Origin of the sequence: Actinoplanes palleronii (assembly GCF_016862315.1) — a bacterium.
Classification (GTDB): Bacteria; Actinomycetota; Actinomycetes; order Mycobacteriales; family Micromonosporaceae; genus Actinoplanes; species Actinoplanes palleronii.
This window is the reverse complement of the sequence record NZ_BOMS01000031.1, coordinates 143953-168027: the sequence shown is the minus strand read 5'-3', so window position 1 is coordinate 168027 and position 24075 is coordinate 143953. Positions and strand designations below refer to the sequence as shown.

Genomic DNA, 24075 nt, shown 5'->3' with positions numbered 1-24075 from the left:
AGAACGCGGACCCCTCCGGGGCGACGTCCGCGGGTGGTCACGGTCAGACCTCCAACCGCAGCGCCGTCCAGCACGAAGCAAACCCAACGTCCCCACGCCGGGCCAACAACCGCCAAGCGTGGGGAGTTTGGGCGCGGAGCGAACCAATAGTCCCCACGCAACGCCCGGAACGGCCGAGCGTGGGGAGTTTGGGCGCGGAGCGAACCAATAGTCCCCACGCAGGGCTGAAAACCCCCGAGCATGGGGAGTTTGGGCGCGGAACGCACCGAAAGTCCCCACACAACGCGTGACAACCCCGAGCGTGGGGAGTTTGGGCGCGGGGCGCACCGAAAGTCCCCACGCAACGTGTGACAACCACGGGCGTGGGGAGTTTGGGTGGCTGTGGCTGTGGCTGCGAGCTGCGTCAGCGGGCCTGTTCGGGGGCGTAGCGGGCCAGGGTCAGCTGCTCGATCACGCTGATCAGGGTGTAGAGCACGATCGAAGCGACCGTCACGATGGTCACCCCGGTCCACATGCGATCGAGTTCGAACGTGGTGACCGCGGCGAGCATCAGGTAGCCGAGCCCCTTGCCGGTGGCCAGCCACTCCGCGAGCAGGGCCCCGACCAGAGCCAGCGGCGCAGCCACCCGCAGCGCGGCGAACAGGGCCGGCAGCGCTCCGGGCAGCTGCACCCGGAACAGGGTGGCGAACGGCGACGCGCCGTAGGCCCGCATCAGGTCCACAGACGACTTCGGCACGGACCGGAGCGCGAGCGACACGTTCACCAGCACCGGGAAGAACGTGACGATCCCGGCGATGACCGTGACCGCGAGCAGCCCACGTCCGAAGATCAGGGCGATCAGCGGGGTCATCGCGACGAGCGGCACCGCCCGCAGCGCCATCGCGATCGGCAGCAGGGTCTGCTCGACGCTGCGCCACAGCGCGAAGGCGATCGCGGTGACCAGCGCGGCGACCGCCCCGCCGATCAGGCCGAGGAACGCGTCGACCGCCGTGACCTGGCTGGCCTCGCGGAGCAGGGCGCGTTCCGCGGTGTTCGCCGGGTCGGTCAGGTAGTTCCAGACGTCGAGCGGGCCGCGGGTCAGGAACGGGTCCAGGTCGAAGCCCTTGACCAGCAACTGCCAGACGCCGCAGATCACCGCCACCGAGAGCAGCGCGCCGCCGACCCCTTTGGCCAGCCGGAGCACGGCCCGCCGGGCGACGTGCCGGTCCAGCGACGCCCCGACCGGCGCGGCGGCGGCAACCGGGGCGGCAACCGGATCCGCAACCGGGGCGGTCATCGGGCGGTCCTCGGCGCCCACGGCGTGAGCAACCGGCCGACCAGCGCGGTCAGGCCGTAGGCGGCGCCGGAGAGGGCGGTCGCGACCAGCGCGATCCCCCACGTCCGTTCGACCGCGAGACTCTGCTGCGAGTTGATCATCGCGACTCCCAGTCCGGATTCGGCGCCCAGGTACTCGCCGATGATCGCGCCGAGCATGGCGGCCGGCGCGGCGATCCGCAGGCCGGCGAAGAGGCTGGGCAGGCTGGCCCGCAGGCGCACCCGCCACAGCTGGGTCCAGCTGCCCCCGCCGTACGCGCGGACCAGGTCGAGGCTGGTGCGGTCCGCGCTGCGCAGCCCGACCAGCGCGCCGACAAGCGTGGTGAAGATGACCGACAGCGCGGCCAGAATGACCTTGGGAGTGTCGTCGCTGAACAGCACCGCGAGCACCGGACCGATAGCGATCACCGGTAGGCAGTAGCTGGCCAGCGCGAGCTGCATCAGCGCCTTCTCCACGAACGGCACCTGCACCATCACCACGGCCAGCACGATCGCGATCGCGTTGCCCCAGAGCCAGCCCATCCCGGCTTCGCGCAGCGTGGTCTCGACATTGGGCCAGTAGAAGCCGAACCCGTCGTCGACGAGCTGCCCGAGGATCGCGGTCGGTGGCGGTACCGCACGGCTGTCGGCGAAGACGGTCCGCCCGACCACCTCCCAGATCACCAGGAGGGTGAGCAGTCCGCCGGCGCCGAACACCCACTGCGGCGACTTCCTCATCCGACCGGCTCCTCAACCGCCGCCGAGGCAGCGGAAGCGGGAGCGGACGCGTTGTCGAAGAGCAACGCGCTCAGCTGATCCTCCAGCTCGTGGAATCGCGCCGTCCGCATCATCTCCGGCGTGCGCGGCCGGGGCAGGTCGATCTCCACCTGGGCGACGATCCGGCCCGGCCGGGCGCTCATCACCGCGACCGTGTCGGACAGGAAGACCGCCTCGGCGATCGAGTGGGTGACCAGCAGCGTCGTGGTGGCCCGCTCGGTCCAGATCCGCTGCAGCTCCAGGTTGAGCCGCTGCCGGGTCATCTCGTCGAGGGCGCCGAACGGCTCGTCCAGCAGCAGGATCTTCGGCTCGACGACCAGCGCGCGGGCGATCGCCACGCGCTGGCGCATACCGCCGGAGAGCTGCGCCGGGCGCGCCTGCTCGAAACCTTCCAGCCCGACCAGTTTGATCAGATCCGCGATCGTACGATCGTCGACCTTGACCCCGCTGACCTCCAGTGGCAGCCGGATGTTCGCCTCCACCGAACGCCACGGCAGCAGCGCGGCGTCCTGGAAGGCGATACCGAGGTGGTGGTTGCGCCGGGTCGCCGCCGGCGCCTCGCCGTGCACGAACGCCTCACCCGAGGTGGGCTGTTCCAGATCGGCGAGGATGCGCAGAATCGTCGACTTGCCGCAGCCGGACGGCCCCAGCAGCGCGACGAACGCGCCCGCCGGGGTGTCCAGGTCCACGTTGTCCAGTGCGGTGACGGTCGACCGGCGGATCGCGAACTGCTTGGTCAGACCGCGCAGCACAATTCCCCGGTCGGCGGTCCCGGTCAGGACGCTGCCTTCAGCGACGGGTTCTCGGTGTACAGCTCCTTGATCAGGGAGAGGTCGAAGAGCTGTTCCTTGCTGATGGTCACGCCGCCCAGGGCGAGCGTCTTGATGGTCTCGTCGACCAGCTCGTCGGTGATCGTGAACAGGCCGTTGGCCTTGGTGTCCGCGGTCTGCACGACGGTGTTCTGGGCGGCCGACTCGAGGGCCTGCTCGGCCGCGTCCAGGCCGAGGTCCTTGCCGTACTTGGTGGCGGCCAGGTCGGCGCCCACCTTCGGGTCGGCAAGCGACTCGGTCCAGCCCTTGATGTCCGCGGTGAGCAGCGCCTTGAGCTTGTCCCGGTCCGAGGTGAGGCTGGACTTCTTGACCACGTAGACCTCGGAGACCATCGGGTAGCCGTGGTCGTTGAGGAGCATCACCGCGGTGTCGACGCCCTTCATCTTGAGCAGGTTCGGCTCGTTGGTGAAGAACGAGAACCAGCCGTCGACCTCCTTGGAGACCAGCGGGGACGGGTCGAACTGGGCCGGCACCTTGGTGATCTTGCTGGGGTCGAGGTTGTTCGCCTTGAGGAACGCGTTCCAGACCGGCTCGTTGGTGGCCTGCACGCCGATCTTCTTGCCGATCAGGTCCTGCGGGGTGGTGAGCGGGGTCGCGGCGAGACTGACGATCGCGAACGGGTTCTTCTGGTACTGCGCGCCGATCACGACGAGGTCGGCGCCCTTGAGGATGGCGGCCGCGGTGATGTCCGGCGAGGAGATGCCGACCAGCGCCTTGCCGGACGCGACCACCGCGTCCTGGCTGACGCTCGGGCCACCGGCCATCAGGTTGACCGAGCTGAACCCGGCCGCCGTGTAGTAGCCCTTGGAGTCGGCGATGTAGGCGCCGGCGAACTCCACATTCTTCACCCAGGAGAGCTGGTAGTTCAGTGCGCCGAAGCTCTTCGCGCCGCCGGAGGCGGAGGTCGCGGGCGCGTCGCTGTCATCGCCACACGCGGCGAGCAGTGCCGCCGAGATGCCGAGACCGGCCAGTCCGGCGCCACCACGCAGCAGGGCCCGCCGGTTCATATATGCAGTCACGCGAAGCTCACTTTCCCTCAAGAGGGCCCGACGCTAACCACGGCTCGTTTCGCGGCAGTTTCGCGCATTGAGCCGGGATGTAGCGCTCTCCACCTGCTTGTTTCGCAAGGTGTCGAATCGGTCGAGTGAGCCGTGGGGCAACCGCCGCCGGCGCCGGTTCAGCCGCCGCTGCGGCGCGGCGAACGGGGTGGGCGAACCGGGAGACGGGGCCGACGTGGTGCCGAACGAACCGGACGCTCCGGCCTGCAGCAGCTACATTCGGTGACCACAACGATGCGGGGGTACAGCGGGTCTGCGCTGGCCACGGTGATGGTTCCCCTTCCGGGAGCGTCTCGGGTGTCCACTATGCGTCACCAACCCCGCGGCAGTCCCCGCACTTGAGGTTCTTTTAAAGATCATCTCACCGACGGCTAACCTCCAGTGACCACCCCGCCGGACGGAGCACGGACGGAGCAGCCGCAGCGCCATGATTCCCCGACTACGCCGTGCCCTCGCCGGTGTCCTCGCCGTCACCCTGCTGGCGGCGGCCGGCTGCACGGCCGACGACTGGCCCGCCGTGCCCGCCCCCAGCACCGCGACCGGTGGCGACCCGCGACCCAACATCGTCTTCGTGCTCACCGACGACCTGTCGGCGAACCTGGTGCCGTACCTGCCGAGCGTCCTCGCCCTGCAGAAGGAGGGCACGACGTTCACCGACTACACGGTGACCGACTCGCTGTGCTGCCCGTCCCGGGCCTCGATCCTGCGGGGTCAGTACCCGCACCACACCGGGATCTTCAAGAATCACGGCGCGGACGGCGGGTTCCAGCTCTTCCACAGCCGCGGCGAGGAGAAGTCGACCTTCGCGACCGACCTGCAGGCGGCCGGGTACCGCACCGCCTTCCTGGGCAAGTACCTCAACGAGTACCTGCCCAGGAACACCCAGGGCACCGGCCGGCCGTACGTCCCGCCGGGCTGGGACGAGTGGTACGTGGGCGGCAACGCCTACCAGAACTACGACTACGCGCTGAACGAGAACGGCGTGGTGACCACGTACGGCCACCGGCCCCAGGACTACCTGACCGACGTGCTCTCCGCGAAGGCGTCGGCGTTCATCACCACCGCGGCGGCGAGCGGCCGGCCGTTCATGATGGAGGTGGCCACCTACACGCCGCACTCGCCGTACACCCCGGCGGTCGCGGACACGTCGAAGTTCCTGGACGTCAAGGCACCCCGGACGGCCGCCTACGACACGATCCCGGACCACGCGCCGCACTGGCTGTCCCGCCACGCGCCGCTGACCACGAAGCAGCGGCAGACCCTCGACCTGGAGTTCCGCCGCCGGGTGCAGGCCGTCCAGTCGGTCGACCGGATGATCACCTCACTGCGGGCGACCCTGGACCGGGCCGGCGTGGCCGGTGACACGATCGTGGTGTTCAACTCCGACAACGGCTACCACATGGGTGAGTACCGGCTGACCTCCGGCAAGCAGACCGCCTTCGACACCGACGTGAACGTGCCGCTGGTCGTGGCCGGTCCGGGCGTCCGGGCCGGGCAGACCGTGCCCGCCGTGGTGGAGAACATCGACTTGCGCCCCACCTTCGCCGAGCTGGCCGGTACGACAGCACCCACCCCGGAGGTGGACGGGCGCAGCCTCGTGCCGCTGCTCTCCGGCGTCACCCCGCCGGACTGGCGGGACACCGCGCTGATCGAGCACCGGGACCCGGCCACCGACCCGCACGACCCGGACTACGAGCGGGACAGCGCGAACATCCCGCCGGCCTACAACGCGCTGCGCACCAGGACCTTCACCTACGTCGAGTACGTGGACGGGTCGAAGGAGTTCTACGACCGGACCACCGACCCGGCGATGCTCGACAACGTCATCGCCCAGCTCACCCCGCAGCGGCTGGCCCAGCTGCACCAGCAGGTGCTGACCCTGACCGCCTGCGAAGGCCAGAGCGCCTGCGCGACCGCCGGGCGATCCCGAAGGTCCGGAAGCTAGAACGGCGTACGGCGCCCGAACGACGGCATGTCGGTACGGCTGATCACCGGGTACATGCTGGAGTGCACCTGCCAGGACGGCTCACGACGCGGCTCCGGCGACGGCGTGTGTGACCGGACCATCGCCTGCAGCATGTCCCGCAGCGCGGTGTGCAGCCGCGGGTCGGCGACCAGGCCGTGCTCGTCCACGGTGCGGATGTCCAGCGGCAGCCGTACGCAGGCCGGGCGCAGCAGCCGCGCCCCGCCGTGCTCGAGCACCGACTCCAGCCCGGCCCGGGCGCCGTCGTCCCGGCCCGGCGCGACAACGGACAGCCAGGCCGCCGCCTTCCCGGTCAACTCGCCGCCGTCGACCAGCCAGTCGAGCAGGTTCTTCAGGCTGCCGGGCAGCGAGCCGGCGTATTCCGGGGTGCTGAACAGCAGCACGTCCGCGGCGACCACCCGGCGGCGGAGGTCGGCCACCGATTCCGGCGGCGCCGGATCACCGGGCACGAACGCCGGCAGCCCGGCCAGCCCCGGATAGAAGACGGCGTCGACCTCGTACGGGGCGACCCGGACGGCGGTACGCAGGGCCGCGGAGTGCAGCGAGCCCTCCCGGGTGCTCCCCGAGATCAGCAGGACGCAGGTCATGGCGCCGACCTTACGTCCCCGTGCCGAACGCCCCGCTCACAGCGAACTGTCAGATGTTTGGCGCACACCCGGTGCGTCCGTCCGATCGTTCACTCGGTGAAGCTTGCGCCTCGTGAGGTTCCGCCTGCGGTGCGTACCGTTGATTTTGATCCTGCTCCTGACCACCTCTTGTGAGGCGCCGCGGCCGGCGCCCCGGCCGGTGCTGCCCGCCGCCGTGATCCGGGTCGACCAGGTCGGCTGGGCCGATCGGGAAACCAAGATCGCGATGCTGCTGGCCCCGGCCGACGCCGCCGGCGCGAAGGCCACAGTGGTCGACGAGCACGGACGCGAGGTGCTCGCCACCACGGCCGGACCCAGCCGGGGCGCCTGGAATCCGCGCTATCGCGCGATCAATCCCGTTGACCTCAGTGCGCTGCGCACGCCGGGCACCTATCGGGTACGCGTGAACGACCGCGTCACCGCGGAGTCCCCGGCGTTCCGGATCGACGCCGCCGGCAAGCTCTACCCCCCGCTCGTGGCCGATTCGGTCCGCTACTTCCAGGCGCACCGGGACGGCGCCGACCAGGTCGACGGCCCCTGGCAGCGGGCCGCCGCACACCTGGACGACAAGTCCGCGAGGGTCTACCAGACGCCCGATGACGACGACACCTCGCTGACCGCCACCGGCACCACGATCGACGCCGAGGGCGGCTGGTACGACGCCGGCGACTACCTCAAGTTCACCCACACCACGGCCTACGCCCTGATCGCCATGCAACTCGTGCAACGGGACGGCCCGGCCCCCGCCACCCTGGCCGCCGAGATCGACCACGGGATGTCCTGGCTGACCAGGATGTACCGCGACGGCGTGCTCTACACCCAGGTCGGCGTGGCCGGGAACGACGAGTTCCTGGGTGACCACGACAGCTGGCGACTGCCCCAGGCCGACGACGGTCTGGCCGTGGAGCCCGGCGACCAGCGCTACTACCAGCGCTACCGGCCGGTGTTCCGGGCCGCAGACCCGGGCGACCCGATCAGCCCGAACCTGGCCGGCCGGGTGGCCGCCGCGTTCGCGCTCGCCGCCCAGCGGGAGGCGGGCACCGACCCCGCCGCGGCCCGGTCCCACCTGGACACCGCCGCCAAGATCTTCGGGCAGGCGAACACCGGTACCGACGGCGACCTGGTCACCACCGTGCCGAACGCGTTCTACCCGGAGGAGACCTGGGCCGACGACCTGGCGCTGGGCGCCGCCGAGCTCGCTCTGGCCGCGAAGGCGCTCGGCGACAAGCGGGTCGCCGAGTGGACCGCGCAGGCGACCCGCTGGGCCGACGAGGCCGGCGGGGGCGACGACGGCCTGACCGTTTACGACGTCGACCCGATCGCCGACGCCGAGCTGTACCGGCTGGCGCCGTCCACCGTGCTCGTCCAGGACATGCGCGGCCGCCTGGACAAGGCGGTGAAGGCGGCCGCCGCCGATCCGATGGGCGCGGCCACCGGCACCGGCGGCTCGGACTACGCGGCCCGGCAGCTGGGCTGGGCGGCCACCGCCACGCTCTACCGGCAGATGACCGGCGACGACCGGTACGCGGCGTTCGCCACCGCCCAGCGCGCCGTCGCCCTGGGCGCCAACGGCTGGGGGATGTCGCTGGTCATCGGCGCCGGGGACGTCTACCCGCAGTGCCCGCACGACCAGATCGGCACGCTGACCCGCTCGTCGATGACCGGGGGCGTGGTCAACGGGCCGAACACCGCCGACCGGGTCGAGTCGCTCGCCTCGGAGTCGCCCAGCACGCTCTGTTCCGCCGGGTCCTACGCGACCTTCGACCGGGCGGACGCGCAGTACGTGGACGACATGCGGATCTCCGCGACGAACGAGCCGTCGATCGACTTCACCGCCACCGGCATGCTGGCCTTCGCCCTTATCCACTGAGACCGGAGACCGGAGACCGGAGACAAAAGGATCCACAGAGACCGGAGGAAAGATCCACTGAGGCCGGGAGCGAAGATCCACCAAGGAAAACGTGCCACTGTCCCGGATCGGTGAACTGATTACGGACGGTAGGCGTATCCCGAGGCGAGTCGCGTCGGGCAGGGATGCCCGGAACGGTGGCGGCCGTACCGCCTGCCCGATGCGACCGGCAGTCGACAACGATCGGGAGTGTGATCTGCAATGGCGCAATCCGACCTCACGGTGGAGATCGACGGGCGGCCCGAGCCGGCCCGGACGGTCGAGTACACCGCGGCGATGTGCGGCGAGACCATGGCCGGTGCGGCCTGGCTGACCCGGCACGACGCCGGGAGTGAGGACTTCTGCAGCCGAGTGGCCCTGGTCTGCCTGAACCCGCTGGACCGCGCCTTGATCAACGGTCGAGCCGGTTGAGAGAAATCGACCTGGCCGAGAGAAAGAAGAACGGCCCCGGGAAACCCGGGGCCGTTCTCCTGCGTGGTGCGCCGCGTAGGACTTGAACCTACAACCCGCGGATTAAGAGTCCGCTGCTCTGCCAGTTGAGCTAGCGGCGCTGGCCAACGAGAGAGAACGCTAGCACACCCCCGGGGTCAGCCTCGCGAACGGGGCAGACAGCACTTCTTGTACTTGGCGCCGGAACCGCACCAACACGGAGCGTTGCGCTGCGGCGGCCACACGACGGCGCCGCCCTGGTCGCCGATCGTGTCGGCGTAGTCGGTGTGCACCGCCGGATCGTCCGGCTCGACACCCGTCGCGGCGGCGAACGCGACGAGCCCGTCGACCGAGCCCCGGAACAGCCCCAGCCGCATCACCCCGGACGACGACCAGGTCGCCAGGGTCTGCTCCAGCAGCTCCCGGTGCCGGTCCCAGTCCGCGCCGTACGCCTCGGCCTGCTCCGGCCAGCGGGCCAGCAGCGTGGCCAGCTCCGGCTCCGGCCAGAAGAGCACCGCGCGGCCCTCGTCCGGCTCCGGCGCCTCCACCGCGGCCTCCATCTCGTGGTAGAGGTCGTCCAGGTCGTCGTGGGACAGCTCCAGGCCCTCGCGCACCCGGTGCCGCTCCTTGATCAGCGCGAACAGCAGCTCGACCTCGGCGTAGTCCGGCTCGTCCCGCGGGGCGCGCTCGATCACCGTGCGGACCGCCTCGGTCAGCCACTCCAGGGCCACCGTGGCCCGGTCACAGGCCTCCAGGGCGGCCGGGACGTACGACGCGGCCAGCGGATCGCGGAGCAGCTCGGGCCGCACCGCGGCGAACTGCTCGAGCCCCTCGTCCTCGCGTCCCGACTTCACCAGGAGCTCCGCCCAGCAGGACCGGGCGAACGGACCGCCACCCGGCGCCGTGGTGGCCCGCTCGGCATACCCGAGGGCCGCCGGAAGATCACCGGCCTGCTCGGCCAACTCGGAGGCGAGTAGCAGCGCGTGCGAGGCGTCGGCCGGATCGGCCAGCCGGTTCTGCTCGACCGCGTCGACCAGATCGGCGACGACCGGCATCGGGTCGTCCAGGTCGAAGGCCTGGTGGGCGAGGATGTCGAGGTCATCGAGGGTGACCGTGGCGTCGGAAGGCACGGGCAACCCTAACCCCACCCGGATACGACGAAGGCCGCGCCACCCGGAGGTGACGCGGCCTTGATCACGTTGTGCGCCGCGTAGGACTTGAACCTACAACCCGCGGATTAAGAGTCCGCTGCTCTGCCAGTTGAGCTAGCGGCGCTGGCAACGAGAAAACGGTAGCACGGCCCCCGGAGATCCTTGAAATCGACCGCTTCCCTCCTTAAGGGGGACCCGGAATTTGCGCGCGTGCGTCACGATGTCTGCGCCGAGAACTCCAGAACGGGGCACGACCATGCTTGACCTCCGCCGCTGTGTGGCGACGCTGCTCGCACTGGCCGTGACTGTGCCGCTAGCGGCCTGCGGCGATGACAAGTCGCCGGAGGCCGCCGTTGCGGCGAGCGCCGGGCCGGCCACCTCCACGGCACCGATCCCGGAGAGCGCCACCGTCGACGCCGGGCCCGCCACGGTGTCCGTCACTCCGGCGGCCGGCAAGAAGAACGTGCCGGTCAGCGCGGAGATCGGGCTGAAGGTGAGCAACGGCGAGGTCACCTCGGTCCAGCTGACCGACAGCAAAGGCAAGGCCGTCGCCGGCGAGCTGCGCACGGACGGTTCGGCGTGGGTGCCGGGCAAGACCCTGAAGACCAACCAGACGTACGCCGCGCAGGTCACCGCGACCGCCGCCGACGGCACCACCACCACGGCGAAGACCAGCTTCACCACGATGGGCGCGCCCGGCAAGCGCACCGGCACCGGCCTCTACCTGTTCGACGACTACACGTATGGCGTGGCCATGCCGGTGGTGGTCGAGTTCAACCCGGGCATCAAGAAGGCCGACCGGGCCGCCGTGCAGAAGCGGATGTTCGTCGAGACCACGCCGGCCCAGCCGGGCACCTGGTCCTGGACGTCCAGCGGCACTCAGGCGTATTACCGCGCCCCGGAGTTCTGGCAGTCCGGCACCACGCTGAAGGTGCGGATCGCGGTCGGTGGCCTGCCCACCGGCAAGGGCTTCTACGGCGACAAGGACCGGGCGGCGACCGCCAAGATCGGGCGCAAGTTCGTGATGAAGGTCGACAACGCCACCAAGAAGATGACCGTCCTCAAGGACGACAAGGTGGTCAAGACCATGCCGGTGAGCCTCGGCAAGTCGAGCACCCCGTCCTCCAGCGGCACCATGGTGATCATCGAGAAGATGTCGCACACCGTCTTCGACACCACCGACACCGACCCGGAGAACGGCTACAAGACCCCGATCGATTACGCGCAGCGGCTGACCTGGAGTGGCCAGTACATCCATTCCGCGCCGTGGTCGACGGGCGCACAGGGTCGCCGGAACGTGTCGCACGGATGTGTCAACGTTTCCCCCTCGAACGCGACCTGGCTGTTCGACAAGACGCTTGTCGGCGACCCGGTCACGGTGAAGGGCACCGGCGACAAACTGGACTACGGCAACGGCTGGACGCCATGGGACGTGAGCTGGGAGAAGTTCGCCGAGGGCAGTGCGCTCCCGGTGCCCGCGGGCCTCGGCTGACCGGCCTCGCGACACGGTCCGATTCAGCGTTTGCCCGGTCACACCGATAGGGCAAGCAGTGAGTACCGGCACGAATCCGGGATTGGTCAACTGGCTTTTGTGGAGCAGTATTGGGCGCCGGGGGAGATACGACGCCGTGAGGGGACCATGGAAATGGATCAAGTTCAGTCGGCAGGGCTGAGGTCGGCGGGGCTGAGCCAGCCGGCCGGCAGCGGTCGGCGCCGGGTGCGCACGGCCATGGTCGCGCTGCTGGCCGGGAGTCTGCTCTTCACCGCCGCGTGCAGCGGCAGCAAGACACCGAGCTGGAACGGTGGCGGTTCCGGCGATGCCACCGGCAACGCCGCCGGCGCCCCATCGCCCGAGCCCACGCTGAGCACCGTCGCGGTGACCTCGCCGGCCGCCGCCGCCACCGGCGTCGAGGCCTGGTCCGACGTGAAGTACACCAGCGAGGACCCGGACAACACCACCGTCAAGGTGACGGATTCCCAGGGCGAAGAGGTCAAGGGAACCGTCGACAAGGACGACAGCGTCTGGCACCCCGCCCAGTCGATGGACTGGGGCAGTGAGTACACCGCCACGGTCAGCACCCCGGCCGCCGAGGGCAAGAACAACACGGTCACCAGCACGTTCACCACGATGAAGAAGCCGGCGAACCTGGTCCGGGTGACGAGCTTCCTCGGCGACGGCAACACCGTCGGCGTCGGCATGCCGCTGATCATCAAGTTCGGCCGGGCGATCCCGGAGAAGTACCGGGCGGACGTCGAACGCAAGATGGTGGTCACCGCCACGCCCGCGCAGGAGGGCACCTGGCACTGGATCAGCCCCACCGAGGTGCACTTCCGGCCGAAGGTGTACTGGAAGGCGTACTCGAAGGTCTTCTACAAGGTCCAGCTCAAGGGCGTGAAGATGGGTGACGGGTGGTACGGCCGCTCCGACCTCACCGTCGACATGAAGATCGGCCGCTCGCTGGTCATGACCGTCTCGAACAAGACCAAGGCCATGACGGTCAAGCAGGACGGCAAGACGATCAAGACGATCCCGGTCAGCCTGGGCAAGAAGGCCACGCCGTCGTCGAGCGGGACCATGGTGGTGATCGAGAAGAAGGAGCACACCGTCTTCGACACCACCGACACCGACCCGGCCGGCGGTTACAAGACCAACATCGACTTCGCGCAGCGGATCACCTGGAGCGGCCAGTTCATCCACGCCGCCCCGTGGTCCGAGGGCGTGCAGGGCAAGTCCAACGTGTCGCACGGCTGTGTGAACGTCTCCGAGGCGATGGGCAAGTGGCTCTTCGGCCGCACCCTGATGGGCGACGTGATCACGGTGTCCGGCACCGAGGAGAAGCTCAAGAACGGCAACGGCTGGACCGACTGGAACATGAGCTGGGACGAGTACAAGAAGGGCAGCGCCCTGAGCTGATCGTCAACACCCCGCTCGGCGCGGGCCCGGTCACTGACGACCGGGTCCGCGTTCTTTTTTCCGGTACGACCGGAGCACCCCAGGGGCCGCCTCCCCCACCTCGCCGGCCGCGCCCGGGGCGGAAGCCGTAGCGTGGTTGGAATGTCAGCATGTGCACGACTTGTCGCCCTGGTCCTGGTTGCTGGCCTCACCGGCTGCGGCTCGGAGCAGGCGCCCGGGTCGACGGCGGCCGTGCCGACGACCGAACCGGGCACGATCGCCGACCCGCCCTCCCCCGCCCCGGCCGCCACGGCGTCACCGGCGATCGGCCCCCCGGCGGCCGACAACCCGCCCGGCCTGATCACCTGCGGGCTGCTGGGTGCCGCCATCCGCGACGCGTCGCTGATGCAGCCGGGCGTGGTCCGGGCGATCGCGGACGCCAGTGCCACGGCGGACGCACCGGTCGGTGACGCCGCGACCACGCTGGCTCAGGCGTACGACATAGCTCTGGCCTCGCACGACAGCGGCGATGAGCCGGACGCCATCGCCGCGGTCAGCGCCGCAGCGGCCGACATGGCGCAGGTCTGCGCGGACAGTGGCCTGGACGCGGTGAACTGACCGCGCCCAGGCGCCCGGCTCAGCTCGCCGCGACGAAGGCCCCCGTGACCTCCGCCCGCTGCTCACCGGCCGAGGCGACCGCGCCGTAGAGGTCGGCGCCCGGGTCGCGCTTCCCGGCCTGCTGGTACTGGGCCGCGAAGACGTAGCTGCCGGCCGCGAGGACGCCGCCCGGCTTCAGGGTGAAGCGGTAGATCAGCGCGTCCTTCTCCTCGGCCAGGGTGATCGTGATCATCGAGCCGGGCACCGTGCTCCAGTTGCCGGTGTTCGCCACGCCCGCGGTCCGGGCCACGCTGATCGCCAGGTCCAGCGCGGTGATCTGCCGGGTGTTGGTGATCGTCACGTCGCTCTGCCCCCAGGTGTCCGTCGAGTACTCGTTGATCACCCCGGACGAGCTGACGAAACCGGACACCGGCTGGAACGCCGGCGGCGCCGCAGCACTGGACCGGCTGGCGTGCGGCCGGCCGGTGGGCCCGCCGCCGCCGGTGGTGGTGGTGGTGGTGTGCTTCGGCGTGCCGGCCGCGGACGGGCTCGGCCGGGTGGTGACCGGCAGGGGTGGCCGGCTGGTCGGCGCGGCCGAGGCGGTGCCGGTCGTCGCGGTCGGTGTCCGTTCCGGTTCGTCGCTGGTGAGCAGCTTGATCCCGGTGAACCCGGCCACCAGGGTGGCCGCCACCGAGAAGGCCGCCGCCATCGGCCGCAGCCCGGTGAAACTCCACAGCGGGCGAGCCGGTGGGGCCGGCGTACCGGCGAAGCGCTGCCGGTTGATCCGATCGAACATCGCGTCGCCGTCCGGCAGGTGCCGCTCGGCCTCCTGGCGCAGCACCGCACCCAGGTCGTTCTGGGGCCGCTCAGCCATGGTGACCTCCCGTCATCAGCGGCATCTCCCGGAGGAACTCACTCAGCTGGGCGGCGCCCCGCGAGCTGTGACTCTTCACCGCACCCACCGAGATGCCCAGGATCGCGGCGACCTCCTTCTCCGGCACGTCGAACGCGTACCGGAGGATGACGCACTCGCGGCGCCGGAGCGGAAGCCGCCCCAGAGCCGCGCGCACGTCGAGGATCGCGGGGGTGTCGGTCTCGCCGCGGTCCCGGCGCAACAGGCCGAGCCGCAGCAGGCCGGCGCGTTCCCGGGTCTGCTTTTTGATCCACTGGCGGGCCAGGTTGGTCACGATGCCCCGGGCGTACGCGATCGGGCTGTCCGCCGCCTGCACCCGTTCCCAGTGCCGCCAGACCTCGACGAACGCGTCCGACGCCAGATCGTCGGCGATCTGCGTCTCGCCGGTGACGAGGTACGCGAGGCGCGACAGATCGGTGTGGTGTGCGTCGAAGAAGCGCCTGAAGGCGCGTTCGGCGTCCTGCTCCGGCACGCGGGACTTCCTGACCGTCAATGGCACACAGGCCGACCGGGCTAGCTGATCTTCACCGAGTACGAGCTGGTGTCGAGCTGCCCCGAGCCGGTGAAGACCTCGGTTCCGGCCTGCACGCTGGACAGATACTTGGTCTTGTCGAGCCATCCCCGCCCCGCCAGGTCAGTGGTGAAATCGGTCAGGTTCAGGTCGGCGGAGGTGGTGTTCGCGGTCCGTACGAACGAGTAGACGTCCCAGCCGATGTTGCCCTTGTAGAGATCCCAGGTGGCGCCGCCGAGGGTCACCGTCGCCTGCTTGGTGCCGACCGGGCCGGCCCCGCCGGACTTGTAGAGCCAGACCATCACCTCGTCGGTGGGCTGGTCCTGCCAGTCCGGATTGGCGATCTTGTGGAACCACAGGTCGTACGAGACGTTCATGACGTTCGCGGTCTTCTGGGTGACCGTGAAATTCCAGCTGGCCTTGACCGTCCTGCCCGCGCTGAGCTGGACCGGCAGGCCGGTGCCGGTGGTCTTGTTGCCCCAGTGCCAGCCGAGGACCGCACTGCCGTACGACTTGACCTTGGTGTTGTCGCCGGCCCAGGTCCAGCTCGTGCCCCAGCTCAGGTTGTCGCCGGAGAGGCCGTTCTCCCAGACGCACTGCGAGCCGGTGCCGTCGGCCTTGCCCCAGACGTTGTTGTTGACCCAGTACTTGCCGCGGATCAGGGCGGCGAAATCGGTGCAGTTCTCGGCACCCTTGGTGGCGGTGGCCGCCGGTGTCGGGCTCGTCGTCGCGCTCGCTGTCTTGCTCGCGCTCGGGGATGCCGTCGCGGTCGGCGTCGGCGTCGCACTCTTGGTGGCCGTCGGTGACGCGGTCGCGGTCTTCGTGGCGCTCGCGGTGACCGTCGCGGACGGGGCCGTGGTGGCCGTGGCGCCGCAGGTCACCCCGTTCACGGAGAACGTGGTGGGTACCGCATTGCTGCCGCTCCAGGTGCCGTTGAAGCCGAGCGTGACGGTCGACCCGGCGGCCAGGCTCTTGTTCCACCCGGCGTCGGTCACCGTGACGCCGGTGCCGGTCTGGGTCCAGGTGCCGTTCCAGCCGGAGGCGAGCTTCTGCCCGGACGGGAAGGCGAACCCGAGTGTCCAGCCGTTCACCGCGGAAGCACCGGTGTTCCGGACCTTCACGTCACCGGTGAAGCCGGAATTCCACTGGCTGTTGACGGTGTACGTGACGGCGCAGCCGGCAGTCTCGGCGGCATCGGCGTTCAGGACGCCGAACACGGCGGCGCCGGAACCGAGGGCCGCCACCGCGAGTGGCACGACGAAACGCTTGGCGAGCATCAGGGGAACTCCCGGGGAGATGAGTGTTGATCACCCACCCAGTGGCACCCGGGGGCGGAAAGGTTGCGCGCTCCCAGGAAGTTTTTCCCACCCGAGCTTTCCGTTCGCCCGCCCCGCTCCGCTTTCCGGGCGCCGGACCGCGCCCATGGGGGACGGCCGGCCCCCGTTCACCCCGGCCGGCCCCCATGCCCTGCGGACATACGCCGCTCAGCGAGAACGGCACCCCCGGCCGAGCAGCAACTCGAGCAGCCACGCCGCGACCATGGTGACCGTGGCCACGGTGAGCCCGATCCAGAAACACGGCCGGATGACGAAGCCCAGCACGATCAGGGTGACGATGACGAGGAAGTAGGCGATGCCCCCGACCCGAGTCATCTCTCTCCCTTACGCATAGGTAGCGCACAGCTTCGCCGGGTGCAGAAAATTCTTCCGCGCAGATGCCTATACGCAGGATTTCTTACGGCCCAGCCATGTCGAGCCGGGAAAGTATCACTCCAAATTCGAGAAGATCAAGTTTCCTGCCGATCGAAGAATAGACAATAAAGAAACCTGTCGACTCCGCGAGGCCGGTCCCGCCCGGCACACGGTCACGGCCACCGGGCCGAACCCGGACACCACACGCGCTCGCCGGATCCACCCGGCGAGCAGCCACGGCCGCCGAAACGACCCCGGGCACGATGCCGAGCGGGCGCATGGACCGCCCTCGGGGCGGCGGGAGCCCGCGATGCCAGATTGCGTGCGTGCGCCGCCCACAGGCGGGCGGCAACCGCACGCACAACCCGATCGCGTACCCCTACCGCCCCCGAACCCGCCTCAGCGCGGACTTTCACCGCCCTGCGGTGCCGGGCGCGGACTCCCGCCGCCCCACCGGCGCGCAGCGCGGATTCCCGCCGCCCCACCGGCGTGCAGCGCGGATTCCCGCCGCCCCACCGGCGTGCAGCGCGGACCTCTGCCGACGAGCAGCGACCGGCGCCGGGCGGTGAAACGAAAAGCGCCCGACCGCTTTCGCGATCAGGCGCTTCGACCTGCAACTTCATGGGGTGACCGACGGGACTTGAACCCGCGACCCCCGGGACCACAACCCGGTGCTCTACCAGCTGAGCTACGACCACCATTACCGCGAGGGGCTAACCCCGTGGTGCGGCACAATCATAGCCACACCCCGACCCGGCTCGTCGAGCGGGTTACCCGTTCGGCGCGTCAGAGCTCCGCGGCGATGGCTTTGGCCGCCTCGACGTCCGGGCCCGGCAGGGGCACGAAGACGGTTCGCCGGTAGTACTCCAGCTCGCGGATGCTCTCCTTGATGTCGGCGAGAGCCCGGTGCGACAGGCCCTTGGCCGGCTGCCCGAAATACACCCGCGGGTACCAACGACGGGTGAGCTCCTTGATCGAGGAGACGTCGATCATGCGGTAGTGCAGGTGCGAGTCGAGCGCCGGCATGTCCCGGGCCAGGAAGCCCCGGTCGGTGGCGATCGAGTTGCCGCACAGCGGCGCGGTGCGCGGGTTGGGGACGTGCTCCTTGATGTACGCCAGGATCAGCTCCTCGGCCTCACCCATGGTGAGGACGGAGCGGCGCACCTCCTCGGTCAGTCCCGATTTCGCATGCATGTCCCGCACCACCGGAGGCATGGCGTCGAGCGCCGCGTCATCGGCGTGAATGACCAGGTCGACGCCCTCGCCGAGCACGTTGAGTTCAGGATCGGTGACCAGGGCCGCAACCTCGATGAGCTTGTCCTTGCCCAGCTCGAGACCGGTCATCTCACAGTCGATCCATACCAGAAGATCCGCCACCCGGACAGCGTAGCCCGGTGGGCGCTCCGCTGTTCGACGTGAGTGTCGGCCCAGCGAACATTCGCGTTGTTTGTCCGCTTTAGTGGGTCGACTTCCGCATTGGCCGATTGAGGGGGTAAAGTGAACTTAACGGACGAAGCCCCCCTTCGGTTACTCCGTTCCCCCCGGTAAAGGGGCCCTTCGTGTCGGCAGCGCGAAGGGCCCCTTCGGCTTTCCGCCCCCGAACAGCGGCCGACCGGCGGCCCCGCGCGGCCCACACCAGCTGCTCCGCCGCCATCCGGCCGCGCCGGCCGGATCTCGCCGACTCCGGCCAGGACAGCGGTCCGGTGCAGCCACCGATCCTTCCGATGCGGGTTGAGGCGTCGCCCGCAGCCACCGGCAATCGGTCGTTCTCCCGATCCCCGCCTGCGCCGCCTGGAACGCGGCGAGGGCCGCCCGGTGTGGGCGGCCCTCGCGGTGGTGGTGTTCTCGCTTGATCTGTTCCGGTCAGCTCTCGTCCGGGATGTCCTTCGGCCGGTTGCGGGCCGAGGTGCGGGTGGACGGGGCGCGCCGGCGCTTGCGCTCAGGGACAGCGGTGGTGCCCAGCAACTCGGCGGCCTCCTCGACGTAGCTCGGCACCCGGCTCGCCTTCCCGCCCTCGGCGCCTTCACCGGTCTCGACGATCTCCACGTTCCCCGAGCCGGACGCCGCCTCGACCTGCGCGGTGCCTGCGGACGCCGCCTCGACCTGCGCAGTGCCGGCGGATGCCGCCAAGACCTGCGCGGTGCCTGCGGACGCCGGCTCGACGTGCTCGATCCCGGTGGGCGCCGGCTCGGCGTTCTCCGCGGCGGATCGCGTCGCGGCCGATCGGGCGCTTCCCGTCCGGGGCCGCGGCTTCCGCGCGGCCGCGGCCTCACCCGCCGCCTGCTGATCCGCCGCCGGCTCTCCCTGACCAGAAGCGGCCCGCCCGGGAACGATCTGCTCGGGAGCGGTCTGGCCACCAGCGGTCTGATGCGGAGCGGTCTGCTCGGGAGCGGTCTGGCCACCAGCGGACTGGTGCGGAGCGGTCTGCTCGGGAGCGGTCTGGTGCGAAGCGATCTGGTCGGGAACGGTCTGGTCGCCAGCGGTCTTGGTCGCGGCGCGGGCCGCGACCGACTCGGCGGCCTTGAGCCAGGCGGCCGGGACCTTGCGGCCGGTCGCCGCGGTGGACTGCCGGCCGGCCACGGTTCCGGCGAGCCGGTCCTGGGCCCGGGACAACGGCCGGTTCGGCTCGGTCGCCCGCTTCGCTTCGGCCCGCTTGGCTGCCGACTTGGCCGCCGCCTTGGCCTGTGCCTCCGCGACCGGCTCCCCCGCTCCGGCCTCGGCCGCGTGCACCGAAGGCCGCTCCTCGGCGTCCGCCGTCCGCTCGCCGCCCTGCTTCGGCGTCAGACCGCGCGCCGGGCCGGCCTGCTCATTCTCGGCCGCGGGGGTCACCGCCGCCTTTCCGCCGCCGGGCAGGCGGTTCGTCCCACTAGCTTTCCGAGTACGGTCGTCAGCCGCGCCCTGCCCCACCTCGGCCCGACCGCCCCCGGTCTGACCGGCCCCGGTCACCTCGGACGGCCCGGCCTCGGTCTCGTGGATCGACGTGCGGCCACTCTCCGCCGCCCGCGCGGCGGGAACCGGCTGAGCCGGCGTGCTCGGGTGCCGAGTCGGGAACGGCACGATCGGCGGCTTCGGCTCAACCCGCTTCTCCGTCTCCGGACCCGGCTCACCAGCCTGCTCGGCCTCACTCCCACCATCGCCGGGCCACCCGGTCCCGGTTCGGCCCTCGGTGATCGGCTCGGTCCCGGCCAAGCCGTCGTCGGCCCGCTCGATGTCGGTCAGCTCGCCAGCTGCCTGCTCGATCTCGGTCACGTCGCCGGCTGCCTGCTCGATCTCGGTCACGTCGCCGGCTGCCTGCCCGGTTTCGGGCACAGCGGCGTCGGTGGCCTGGCCGGTTTCGGTGGCGCCTGCACCGTCCTGGACGTCGCGAACCGCAGGAGAGACCGACCCGGCCTCGGGCGAAGCGTCCCCCGTCACCGTGACGGCATCCTCGGCCTCGGTTTCGAGGCGTTCCGTGGCGGCCAAGATCGCCGCCGGCTCCGGGCCTTCCGGTGCGGCCTCCGCAACGCTCGCGGACGCGGACTCCGGCCGGTTCTCGATCGGCCGGGTCAGGGCGTCCGGGTTCGGCCGGTTCTCGATCGGCTCGGTCGGCGCTTCCGAAGCCGCGCCGTTCTCGATCGCCGGCGCCGGCTCGTCCGGGGTGGTGGCCTTGATCGCCGGGCGGGCTCCGCCCATCCGGGTCAGGCCGGTGGCCGCCCAGTCGGTGGCGTTCGGCCCGGTGAGCAGCACCACCCGGCGCGGCGCGGGAGCGGGCCACACACCGCCCTTGCGGACCGCGCTGGCCTCCAGACCCCCACCGGCCTCGTGGCGGGCGCTGTCGGCGAGGTTGATGCCGCCCTCAAGACCGGCACCGTTCGCAAGGTCCATGCCGTTCTCGAGGTCCATACCGGTACCCCGGGCCGTGTCGTTCTCGGGTCCGGCCTCGGCCGGTGTCTGGGTGGCGGACGGCACGGCCGAAGCCGGTTCGATGGCCGATTCGGACCGTGCCGCCTCGGCCTGTCGGGCCTGCTCGTCGGCAGCGACGGCCTCGACAGCGGCAGCGGCGGCCTCGGCTGCGGGCTGGGTGGCGGAGATCGGGGCGCGGAGGCGGGCCGCCTCGGCCAGTGCCGCAGCGGCCTGGGCCTGGGTCTGGCGGGCGCGTTCCGGGGCGGTCTGCGCGACCCAGGCGCCGACCGCGGTGGCGTGGAACTCCGCCAGGTCGACCGGGGCCGGGAGACGCCGGCGAGCCGGCCGCTCCGGGCGGGTGCCCGGCGGGGTGAGCATGCTGGCGAGCGAGGGCATCTCGCCGAGCAGGCTCAGCGGCCGGCCCGGCGCCGGGTTCGGCGACTCGGCGGCCAGGCCGGCAGCGGACAGCAGACCGCTCGGGGCCTCGGCCACCACCCCACCGGACGCCACCGGCTCCTCACGACCGTGTCCGGCCCCGGCAGCGCCAACCGAAGCAGCGTCGACCGAGGCATCGTCAACCGAAGCGGCGTCGACCGAGGCAGCGTCGACCGAGGCCGCCGGAGGGATCGGGAGAGCGCCGGGGACCACCGGGGTGATGCCGCCGGGGCGGATGCCGGTGGACGTACCGGAGGGGGCGGCCTGGATCGGCGCGGTCATCGTCGTACCGGAAGGGGTTGGTGTGAGCGGGAGCGAACCGCCTCCCTGCACCGGCGGCCAGGAGAACTGCGGCAGCGCCGGCGGGCGTGACAGTGGGGAGTCGGCAAGCGTGCGCGGACGGTGAGCGCCGCCGCGAGCGCGCGGGGCGAAGGCGGCGAAACCCTGGCCGAGTTCGCGGAGCGCGAGGGGGCCGTCGCCGTCGCCGAGGGCGTCCAGGGCGAGCCGCGGGTCGCGCTGACCGAGGGCGCGGAGCGGGATCGGGGCGCCGATCGCCAGCATCAGGGCCGGGACCTGGCTCGGTTCGACGACGTAGACCACCTCGCGGCGGCGGCGCGGCGTTGCCAGCACCGCGATGCCGGACATCAGCAGCATGGCCCCGAACGACAGCAGGCACCAGGTCGTCGAGTCGAGCCAGCCGGCGCGGACCTCGACGGTGCCGTTGAGGCGGAGGTTCGCGCCGCCCGCGGCATTCATGATCACCAGGCTGTAGCCGGCGGGGAGGTCGGCGGGGACCCAGCGCAGGGCGCCGCCGCCGGTCTGTGTCCAGAAGTCCTGGCGGCCGGGGGCGGAGGGCAGACTCCGGACGCCCTCGATCCGGGCCGCGGTGATCGGCAGCTCGCCGGTGCCGACCTGCACACCGCGGATCTCGGTGTGCGGCACGTCACGCAGGAATCCGGCGACGTCACCCGCCGGGGCCAGGCCGACGAAGGCCGGGCCGGTCCCGGTGAGCGCGGTGATCCGCAGCTCGGTGTCGCCGATCCGGGCGAACGAGGCGTCGTCACGGAGCAGGCGGTCGACGTCCGGTACGACGATCGCGTACCCGGGCGCACTGAGCCGCTGCAGCTCGGCGCTGAAGGCTCCACCGGCGTCGCGATGCCGCAGGGCTGCCCACAGGCACCCACCGGCCAGCAACGCGGGCAGTCCGATCGTCAAAAGCAGCATGCCGAGGACCGGCCGGAACAGCCGCATTGTTAATTCCCCCTTCTCGGGCCGTACTGCGCGCACCATACCGAGGCAAATAGCCCCAAATTGGTCAAACGAGCAGGCGACCCTCGACAGATACGGTTAAGGCCCGATCCATTACGGAACGGGCCATAACCGACAGGGGGCTAAGAGATCTTGGCGGTCATCGTGAACGACGTCTGATCGATGTCGGTCGTCCGGGCGGTGAACTTGAACGTCCACTCGCCGGCCTGCGGCAGCGCGATGTCGCCGATCGCGTGGAAGTCGGTGATCCGTAGCAGCGGGATCTCGATCGGCTCGATGCCCTTGGCCGGCAGCGCGGCGGTCGCCTTCCACTCGACCACCGGCAACGGCTTGTTGTCCGGGGTGTAGGCGTACAGGTGCATCGAGTTGTTGCCGACCGCGGCCGGATAGATGTCCACCTGCAGCGACATGTTCTTGTCGGTGAGCGTCTGGGTGACCGTCGTCGACGTCTCGGTGGTCTGTACGGCCTCGGCGGTCCGCGGCGGCGCGATCTGCACCAGCGCCGCGGTCACCCCGAGCACCACCGCGGTGATCCCGAGTTCGGCCAGCAGCACCCGGCGCAGCCCGCGTGGCGACTCCTCGGCGATCTTGTGGTTGACCAGCCGGCGGGAGTAGGCGGCCACCGCGATCACGATCGCCGCGAGGGCCACCTTGGTCAGGATCAGCCGCCCGTACGTGCTGTTGACCAGGCCGTTCAGGGAGGAGACCTCGATCAGCGCCTGCACCGTGCCGGCGAAGATCAGCGCGCCGACCGCGGTGAACGCCCAGCGCGACCAGATCGGCAGGATCGCGCCCAACTCCCGGGCGTTCGCCTGGGGCAGCAGGAACGCGAAGAGCATCACCAGACCGCCCAGCCAGACCGACATCGAGGCCAGGTGCAGCGCGTCCAGCACCACCGAGACGCCGGGCACCGGTGAGGCGGTCGGGTGGCCGGTCAGCGGCCAGGTGGCCAGCGCGGCCACGCCGAGGACCCCGAGCAGGGCCAGGTCGAGCTTCGACTCCCCGCCCGAGCCGACGAGCAGCGGCCGGAGCAGGAATCCGGCGGCGATCACCACGGCCAGCCGGACCAGCATCACCGCGCCGAACGTGCTGCCCAGCACGTCCCGCAGGTCACCGACCCGGACGTCGAAGAGCGTGGTGCCGAGCGTGTACGGCGCCTGCAGCCAGATCCCCAGCACGGTGCTGCCGGCGACCAGCCCGATACCGGTCCAGATCAGCCGGCCGGGGCCACGGCGGGCCAGCCGCTGCGGCCAGAGCAGCGCCAGGACGAGCACCGGGCCGACCAGGAGCACCAGCCCGGCGTACCCCAGATATTTGCCGATCGGGATGAGCGCCCGGACCACCGGGTCGACCTTGACGTCCTCGATCTCGTCGGCCGCGGGCGGCGTGGAGGCCGCGCCCACCGAATACGTGATCGTCCCGGCCACCGGGTGACTGTCCGCCGAGATCACCCGGAACGTGACCAGGTATGTGCCCCGGCCGCCCCCGGAGCGCAGCGGGATCGTCACCTGCGAGCCGTCCGCGGTGGGATCGCCCTGATCGGCGCGGGACCCGTCCGGCGCGAGCACCCGGATCTTCCCGGAGATCAGTTGGATCGACTCGCTGAACGTGAGGGTCACCTTGTTCGGCGCGTCCGGCACGATCACGCCGTTGTTCGGGTCGCTGCTGACCAGAGCGGCGTGCGCGCTGGCCGGAACGGCCGACAGCAGCACACCGATCATGCCGATCAGCATCCCGAGCAGAACGGTCGCGCGCCGGCGTCGGTAGACGGTCATGACGGCCATGCTCTCTGATCACCATCCGTTCGGCCACCTGCGGGTGGTCGCC

19 protein-coding genes and 3 tRNA genes are annotated in these 24075 nt (G+C 70.7%); 6 read left to right on the top strand and 16 right to left on the bottom strand.

Translation table 11 applies throughout. The features are described from left to right. Window positions 1-403 precede the first annotated feature (403 nt). From Apa02nite_RS12150 to Apa02nite_RS12135, 4 genes are read right to left on the bottom strand one after another with little or no spacing between them, the layout of a single operon-like run. Window positions 404-1276, bottom strand: coding sequence for an ABC transporter permease (locus Apa02nite_RS12150; protein ID WP_203825129.1), 873 nt, complete (start codon window positions 1274-1276; stop codon window positions 404-406). Further along, window positions 1273-2031, bottom strand: coding sequence for an ABC transporter permease (locus Apa02nite_RS12145; RefSeq protein WP_203825128.1), 759 nt, complete (start codon window positions 2029-2031; stop codon window positions 1273-1275). Before Apa02nite_RS12145 ends, Apa02nite_RS12150 begins: the two co-directional genes overlap by 4 nt. Then, window positions 2028-2822 carry an ABC transporter ATP-binding protein gene (locus Apa02nite_RS12140; RefSeq protein ID WP_203825127.1) on the bottom strand — a complete coding sequence of 265 codons (795 nt, stop codon included), beginning with the start codon at window positions 2820-2822 and terminating at the stop codon, window positions 2028-2030. The genes Apa02nite_RS12145 and Apa02nite_RS12140 overlap by 4 nt, the downstream gene beginning before the upstream one ends. A 23-nt stretch (window positions 2823-2845) precedes the next feature. Then, window positions 2846-3919 carry an ABC transporter substrate-binding protein gene (locus tag Apa02nite_RS12135; protein ID WP_239164265.1) on the bottom strand — a complete coding sequence of 358 codons (1074 nt, stop codon included), beginning with the start codon at window positions 3917-3919 and terminating at the stop codon, window positions 2846-2848. A gap of 466 nt (window positions 3920-4385) precedes the next feature. Here Apa02nite_RS12135 and Apa02nite_RS12130 point away from each other — a divergent pair, with 466 nt between their 5' ends. Then, window positions 4386-5903: a sulfatase family protein gene (locus Apa02nite_RS12130; protein WP_203825126.1), complete on the top strand. Its 1518-nt coding sequence runs from the start codon at window positions 4386-4388 to the stop codon at window positions 5901-5903. On the opposite strand, the gene Apa02nite_RS12125 is transcribed toward Apa02nite_RS12130, so the two are convergent. Beyond that, window positions 5900-6529, bottom strand: coding sequence for an NADPH-dependent FMN reductase (locus Apa02nite_RS12125; RefSeq protein WP_203825125.1), 630 nt, complete (start codon window positions 6527-6529; stop codon window positions 5900-5902). The genes Apa02nite_RS12130 and Apa02nite_RS12125 overlap by 4 nt on opposite strands. Window positions 6530-6641: 112 nt before the next feature. Here Apa02nite_RS12125 and Apa02nite_RS12120 point away from each other — a divergent pair, with 112 nt between their 5' ends. Both Apa02nite_RS12120 and Apa02nite_RS12115 read left to right on the top strand, forming a co-directional pair. Then, window positions 6642-8438, top strand: coding sequence for a glycoside hydrolase family 9 protein (locus tag Apa02nite_RS12120; protein ID WP_203825124.1), 1797 nt, complete (start codon window positions 6642-6644; stop codon window positions 8436-8438). A gap of 240 nt (window positions 8439-8678) precedes the next feature. Further along, entirely contained in the window at window positions 8679-8888 is a 210-nt protein-coding gene (locus Apa02nite_RS12115; RefSeq protein ID WP_203825123.1) for a hypothetical protein, read from the top strand. A 64-nt stretch (window positions 8889-8952) separates the two neighbouring features. On the opposite strand, the gene Apa02nite_RS12110 is transcribed toward Apa02nite_RS12115, so the two are convergent. The 3 genes from Apa02nite_RS12110 to Apa02nite_RS12100 form a co-directional block, all read right to left on the bottom strand. Further along, window positions 8953-9028: transfer RNA gene (locus Apa02nite_RS12110), tRNA-Lys, on the bottom strand. Window positions 9029-9064: 36 nt separating this feature from the next. Continuing rightward, on the bottom strand, window positions 9065-10036 hold the full coding sequence (locus Apa02nite_RS12105; protein ID WP_203825122.1) for an SEC-C metal-binding domain-containing protein: 972 nt from the start codon (window positions 10034-10036) through the stop codon (window positions 9065-9067). 72 nt (window positions 10037-10108) lie between these two features. Beyond that, window positions 10109-10181, bottom strand: a tRNA-Lys gene (locus tag Apa02nite_RS12100). Window positions 10182-10313: 132 nt separating this feature from the next. Here Apa02nite_RS12100 and Apa02nite_RS12095 point away from each other — a divergent pair. The 3 genes from Apa02nite_RS12095 (at window position 10314) to Apa02nite_RS12085 (ending at window position 13568) form a co-directional block, all read left to right on the top strand. Next, complete coding sequence (locus Apa02nite_RS12095; protein WP_203825121.1) at window positions 10314-11549, top strand: L,D-transpeptidase; 1236 nt, start codon at window positions 10314-10316, stop codon at window positions 11547-11549. 153 nt (window positions 11550-11702) lie between these two features. Beyond that, window positions 11703-12971, top strand: a complete 1269-nt coding sequence (locus Apa02nite_RS12090) for a L,D-transpeptidase (protein WP_203825120.1) — start codon at window positions 11703-11705, stop codon at window positions 12969-12971. 141 nt (window positions 12972-13112) lie between these two features. Next, on the top strand, window positions 13113-13568 hold the full coding sequence (locus Apa02nite_RS12085; protein ID WP_203825119.1) for a hypothetical protein: 456 nt from the start codon (window positions 13113-13115) through the stop codon (window positions 13566-13568). 19 nt (window positions 13569-13587) lie between these two features. Here the strand turns inward: Apa02nite_RS12085 and Apa02nite_RS12080 are convergent, their stop codons facing one another. The 8 genes from Apa02nite_RS12080 to Apa02nite_RS12045 form a co-directional block, all read right to left on the bottom strand. After that, window positions 13588-14421 carry a hypothetical protein gene (locus Apa02nite_RS12080; RefSeq protein WP_203825118.1) on the bottom strand — a complete coding sequence of 278 codons (834 nt, stop codon included), beginning with the start codon at window positions 14419-14421 and terminating at the stop codon, window positions 13588-13590. Continuing rightward, on the bottom strand, window positions 14414-14932 hold the full coding sequence (locus Apa02nite_RS12075) for a SigE family RNA polymerase sigma factor (RefSeq protein WP_203825117.1): 519 nt from the start codon (window positions 14930-14932) through the stop codon (window positions 14414-14416). The genes Apa02nite_RS12080 and Apa02nite_RS12075 overlap by 8 nt, the downstream gene beginning before the upstream one ends. Before the next feature lie 41 nt (window positions 14933-14973). Further along, complete coding sequence (locus tag Apa02nite_RS12070) at window positions 14974-16248, bottom strand: glycoside hydrolase family 12 protein (protein ID WP_203825116.1); 1275 nt, start codon at window positions 16246-16248, stop codon at window positions 14974-14976. 207 nt (window positions 16249-16455) lie between these two features. Next, window positions 16456-16623, bottom strand: coding sequence for a hypothetical protein (locus Apa02nite_RS12065; RefSeq protein WP_157441815.1), 168 nt, complete (start codon window positions 16621-16623; stop codon window positions 16456-16458). Between the two features lie 661 nt (window positions 16624-17284). Beyond that, window positions 17285-17360 (bottom strand) — tRNA-His (locus tag Apa02nite_RS12060). Between the two features lie 88 nt (window positions 17361-17448). Then, a complete protein-coding gene (gene orn, locus Apa02nite_RS12055) occupies window positions 17449-18039 on the bottom strand; it encodes an oligoribonuclease (RefSeq protein ID WP_083972211.1) in 591 nt (196 codons plus the stop codon). Between the two features lie 486 nt (window positions 18040-18525). Next, window positions 18526-22230, bottom strand: coding sequence for a hypothetical protein (locus Apa02nite_RS12050; protein ID WP_203825115.1), 3705 nt, complete (start codon window positions 22228-22230; stop codon window positions 18526-18528). Between the two features lie 140 nt (window positions 22231-22370). Continuing rightward, on the bottom strand, window positions 22371-24032 hold the full coding sequence (locus tag Apa02nite_RS12045; RefSeq protein WP_203825114.1) for a copper resistance CopC/CopD family protein: 1662 nt from the start codon (window positions 24030-24032) through the stop codon (window positions 22371-22373). Window positions 24033-24075 lie beyond the last annotated feature (43 nt).

Bases quoted from the DNA above. Each gene is read 5' to 3' on its own strand.
- Apa02nite_RS12065 (WP_157441815.1), bottom strand. From the start codon at position 16,623: ATGACTCGGGTCGGGGGCATCGCCTACTTCCTCGTCATCGTCACCCTG.
- Apa02nite_RS12115 (WP_203825123.1), top strand. From the start codon at position 8,679: ATGGCGCAATCCGACCTCACGGTGGAGATCGACGGGCGGCCCGAGCCG.
- Apa02nite_RS12050 (WP_203825115.1), bottom strand. From the start codon at position 22,230: ATGCGGCTGTTCCGGCCGGTCCTCGGCATGCTGCTTTTGACGATCGGA.
- Apa02nite_RS12150 (WP_203825129.1), bottom strand. From the start codon at position 1,276: ATGACCGCCCCGGTTGCGGATCCGGTTGCCGCCCCGGTTGCCGCCGCC.
- Apa02nite_RS12125 (WP_203825125.1), bottom strand. From the start codon at position 6,529: ATGACCTGCGTCCTGCTGATCTCGGGGAGCACCCGGGAGGGCTCGCTG.
- Apa02nite_RS12070 (WP_203825116.1), bottom strand. From the start codon at position 16,248: ATGCTCGCCAAGCGTTTCGTCGTGCCACTCGCGGTGGCGGCCCTCGGT.
- Apa02nite_RS12085 (WP_203825119.1), top strand. From the start codon at position 13,113: ATGTCAGCATGTGCACGACTTGTCGCCCTGGTCCTGGTTGCTGGCCTC.
- Apa02nite_RS12130 (WP_203825126.1), top strand. From the start codon at position 4,386: ATGATTCCCCGACTACGCCGTGCCCTCGCCGGTGTCCTCGCCGTCACC.
- Apa02nite_RS12145 (WP_203825128.1), bottom strand. From the start codon at position 2,031: ATGAGGAAGTCGCCGCAGTGGGTGTTCGGCGCCGGCGGACTGCTCACC.
- Apa02nite_RS12045 (WP_203825114.1), bottom strand. From the start codon at position 24,032: ATGGCCGTCATGACCGTCTACCGACGCCGGCGCGCGACCGTTCTGCTC.
- Apa02nite_RS12080 (WP_203825118.1), bottom strand. From the start codon at position 14,421: ATGGCTGAGCGGCCCCAGAACGACCTGGGTGCGGTGCTGCGCCAGGAG.
- Apa02nite_RS12090 (WP_203825120.1), top strand. From the start codon at position 11,703: ATGGATCAAGTTCAGTCGGCAGGGCTGAGGTCGGCGGGGCTGAGCCAG.
- Apa02nite_RS12095 (WP_203825121.1), top strand. From the start codon at position 10,314: ATGCTTGACCTCCGCCGCTGTGTGGCGACGCTGCTCGCACTGGCCGTG.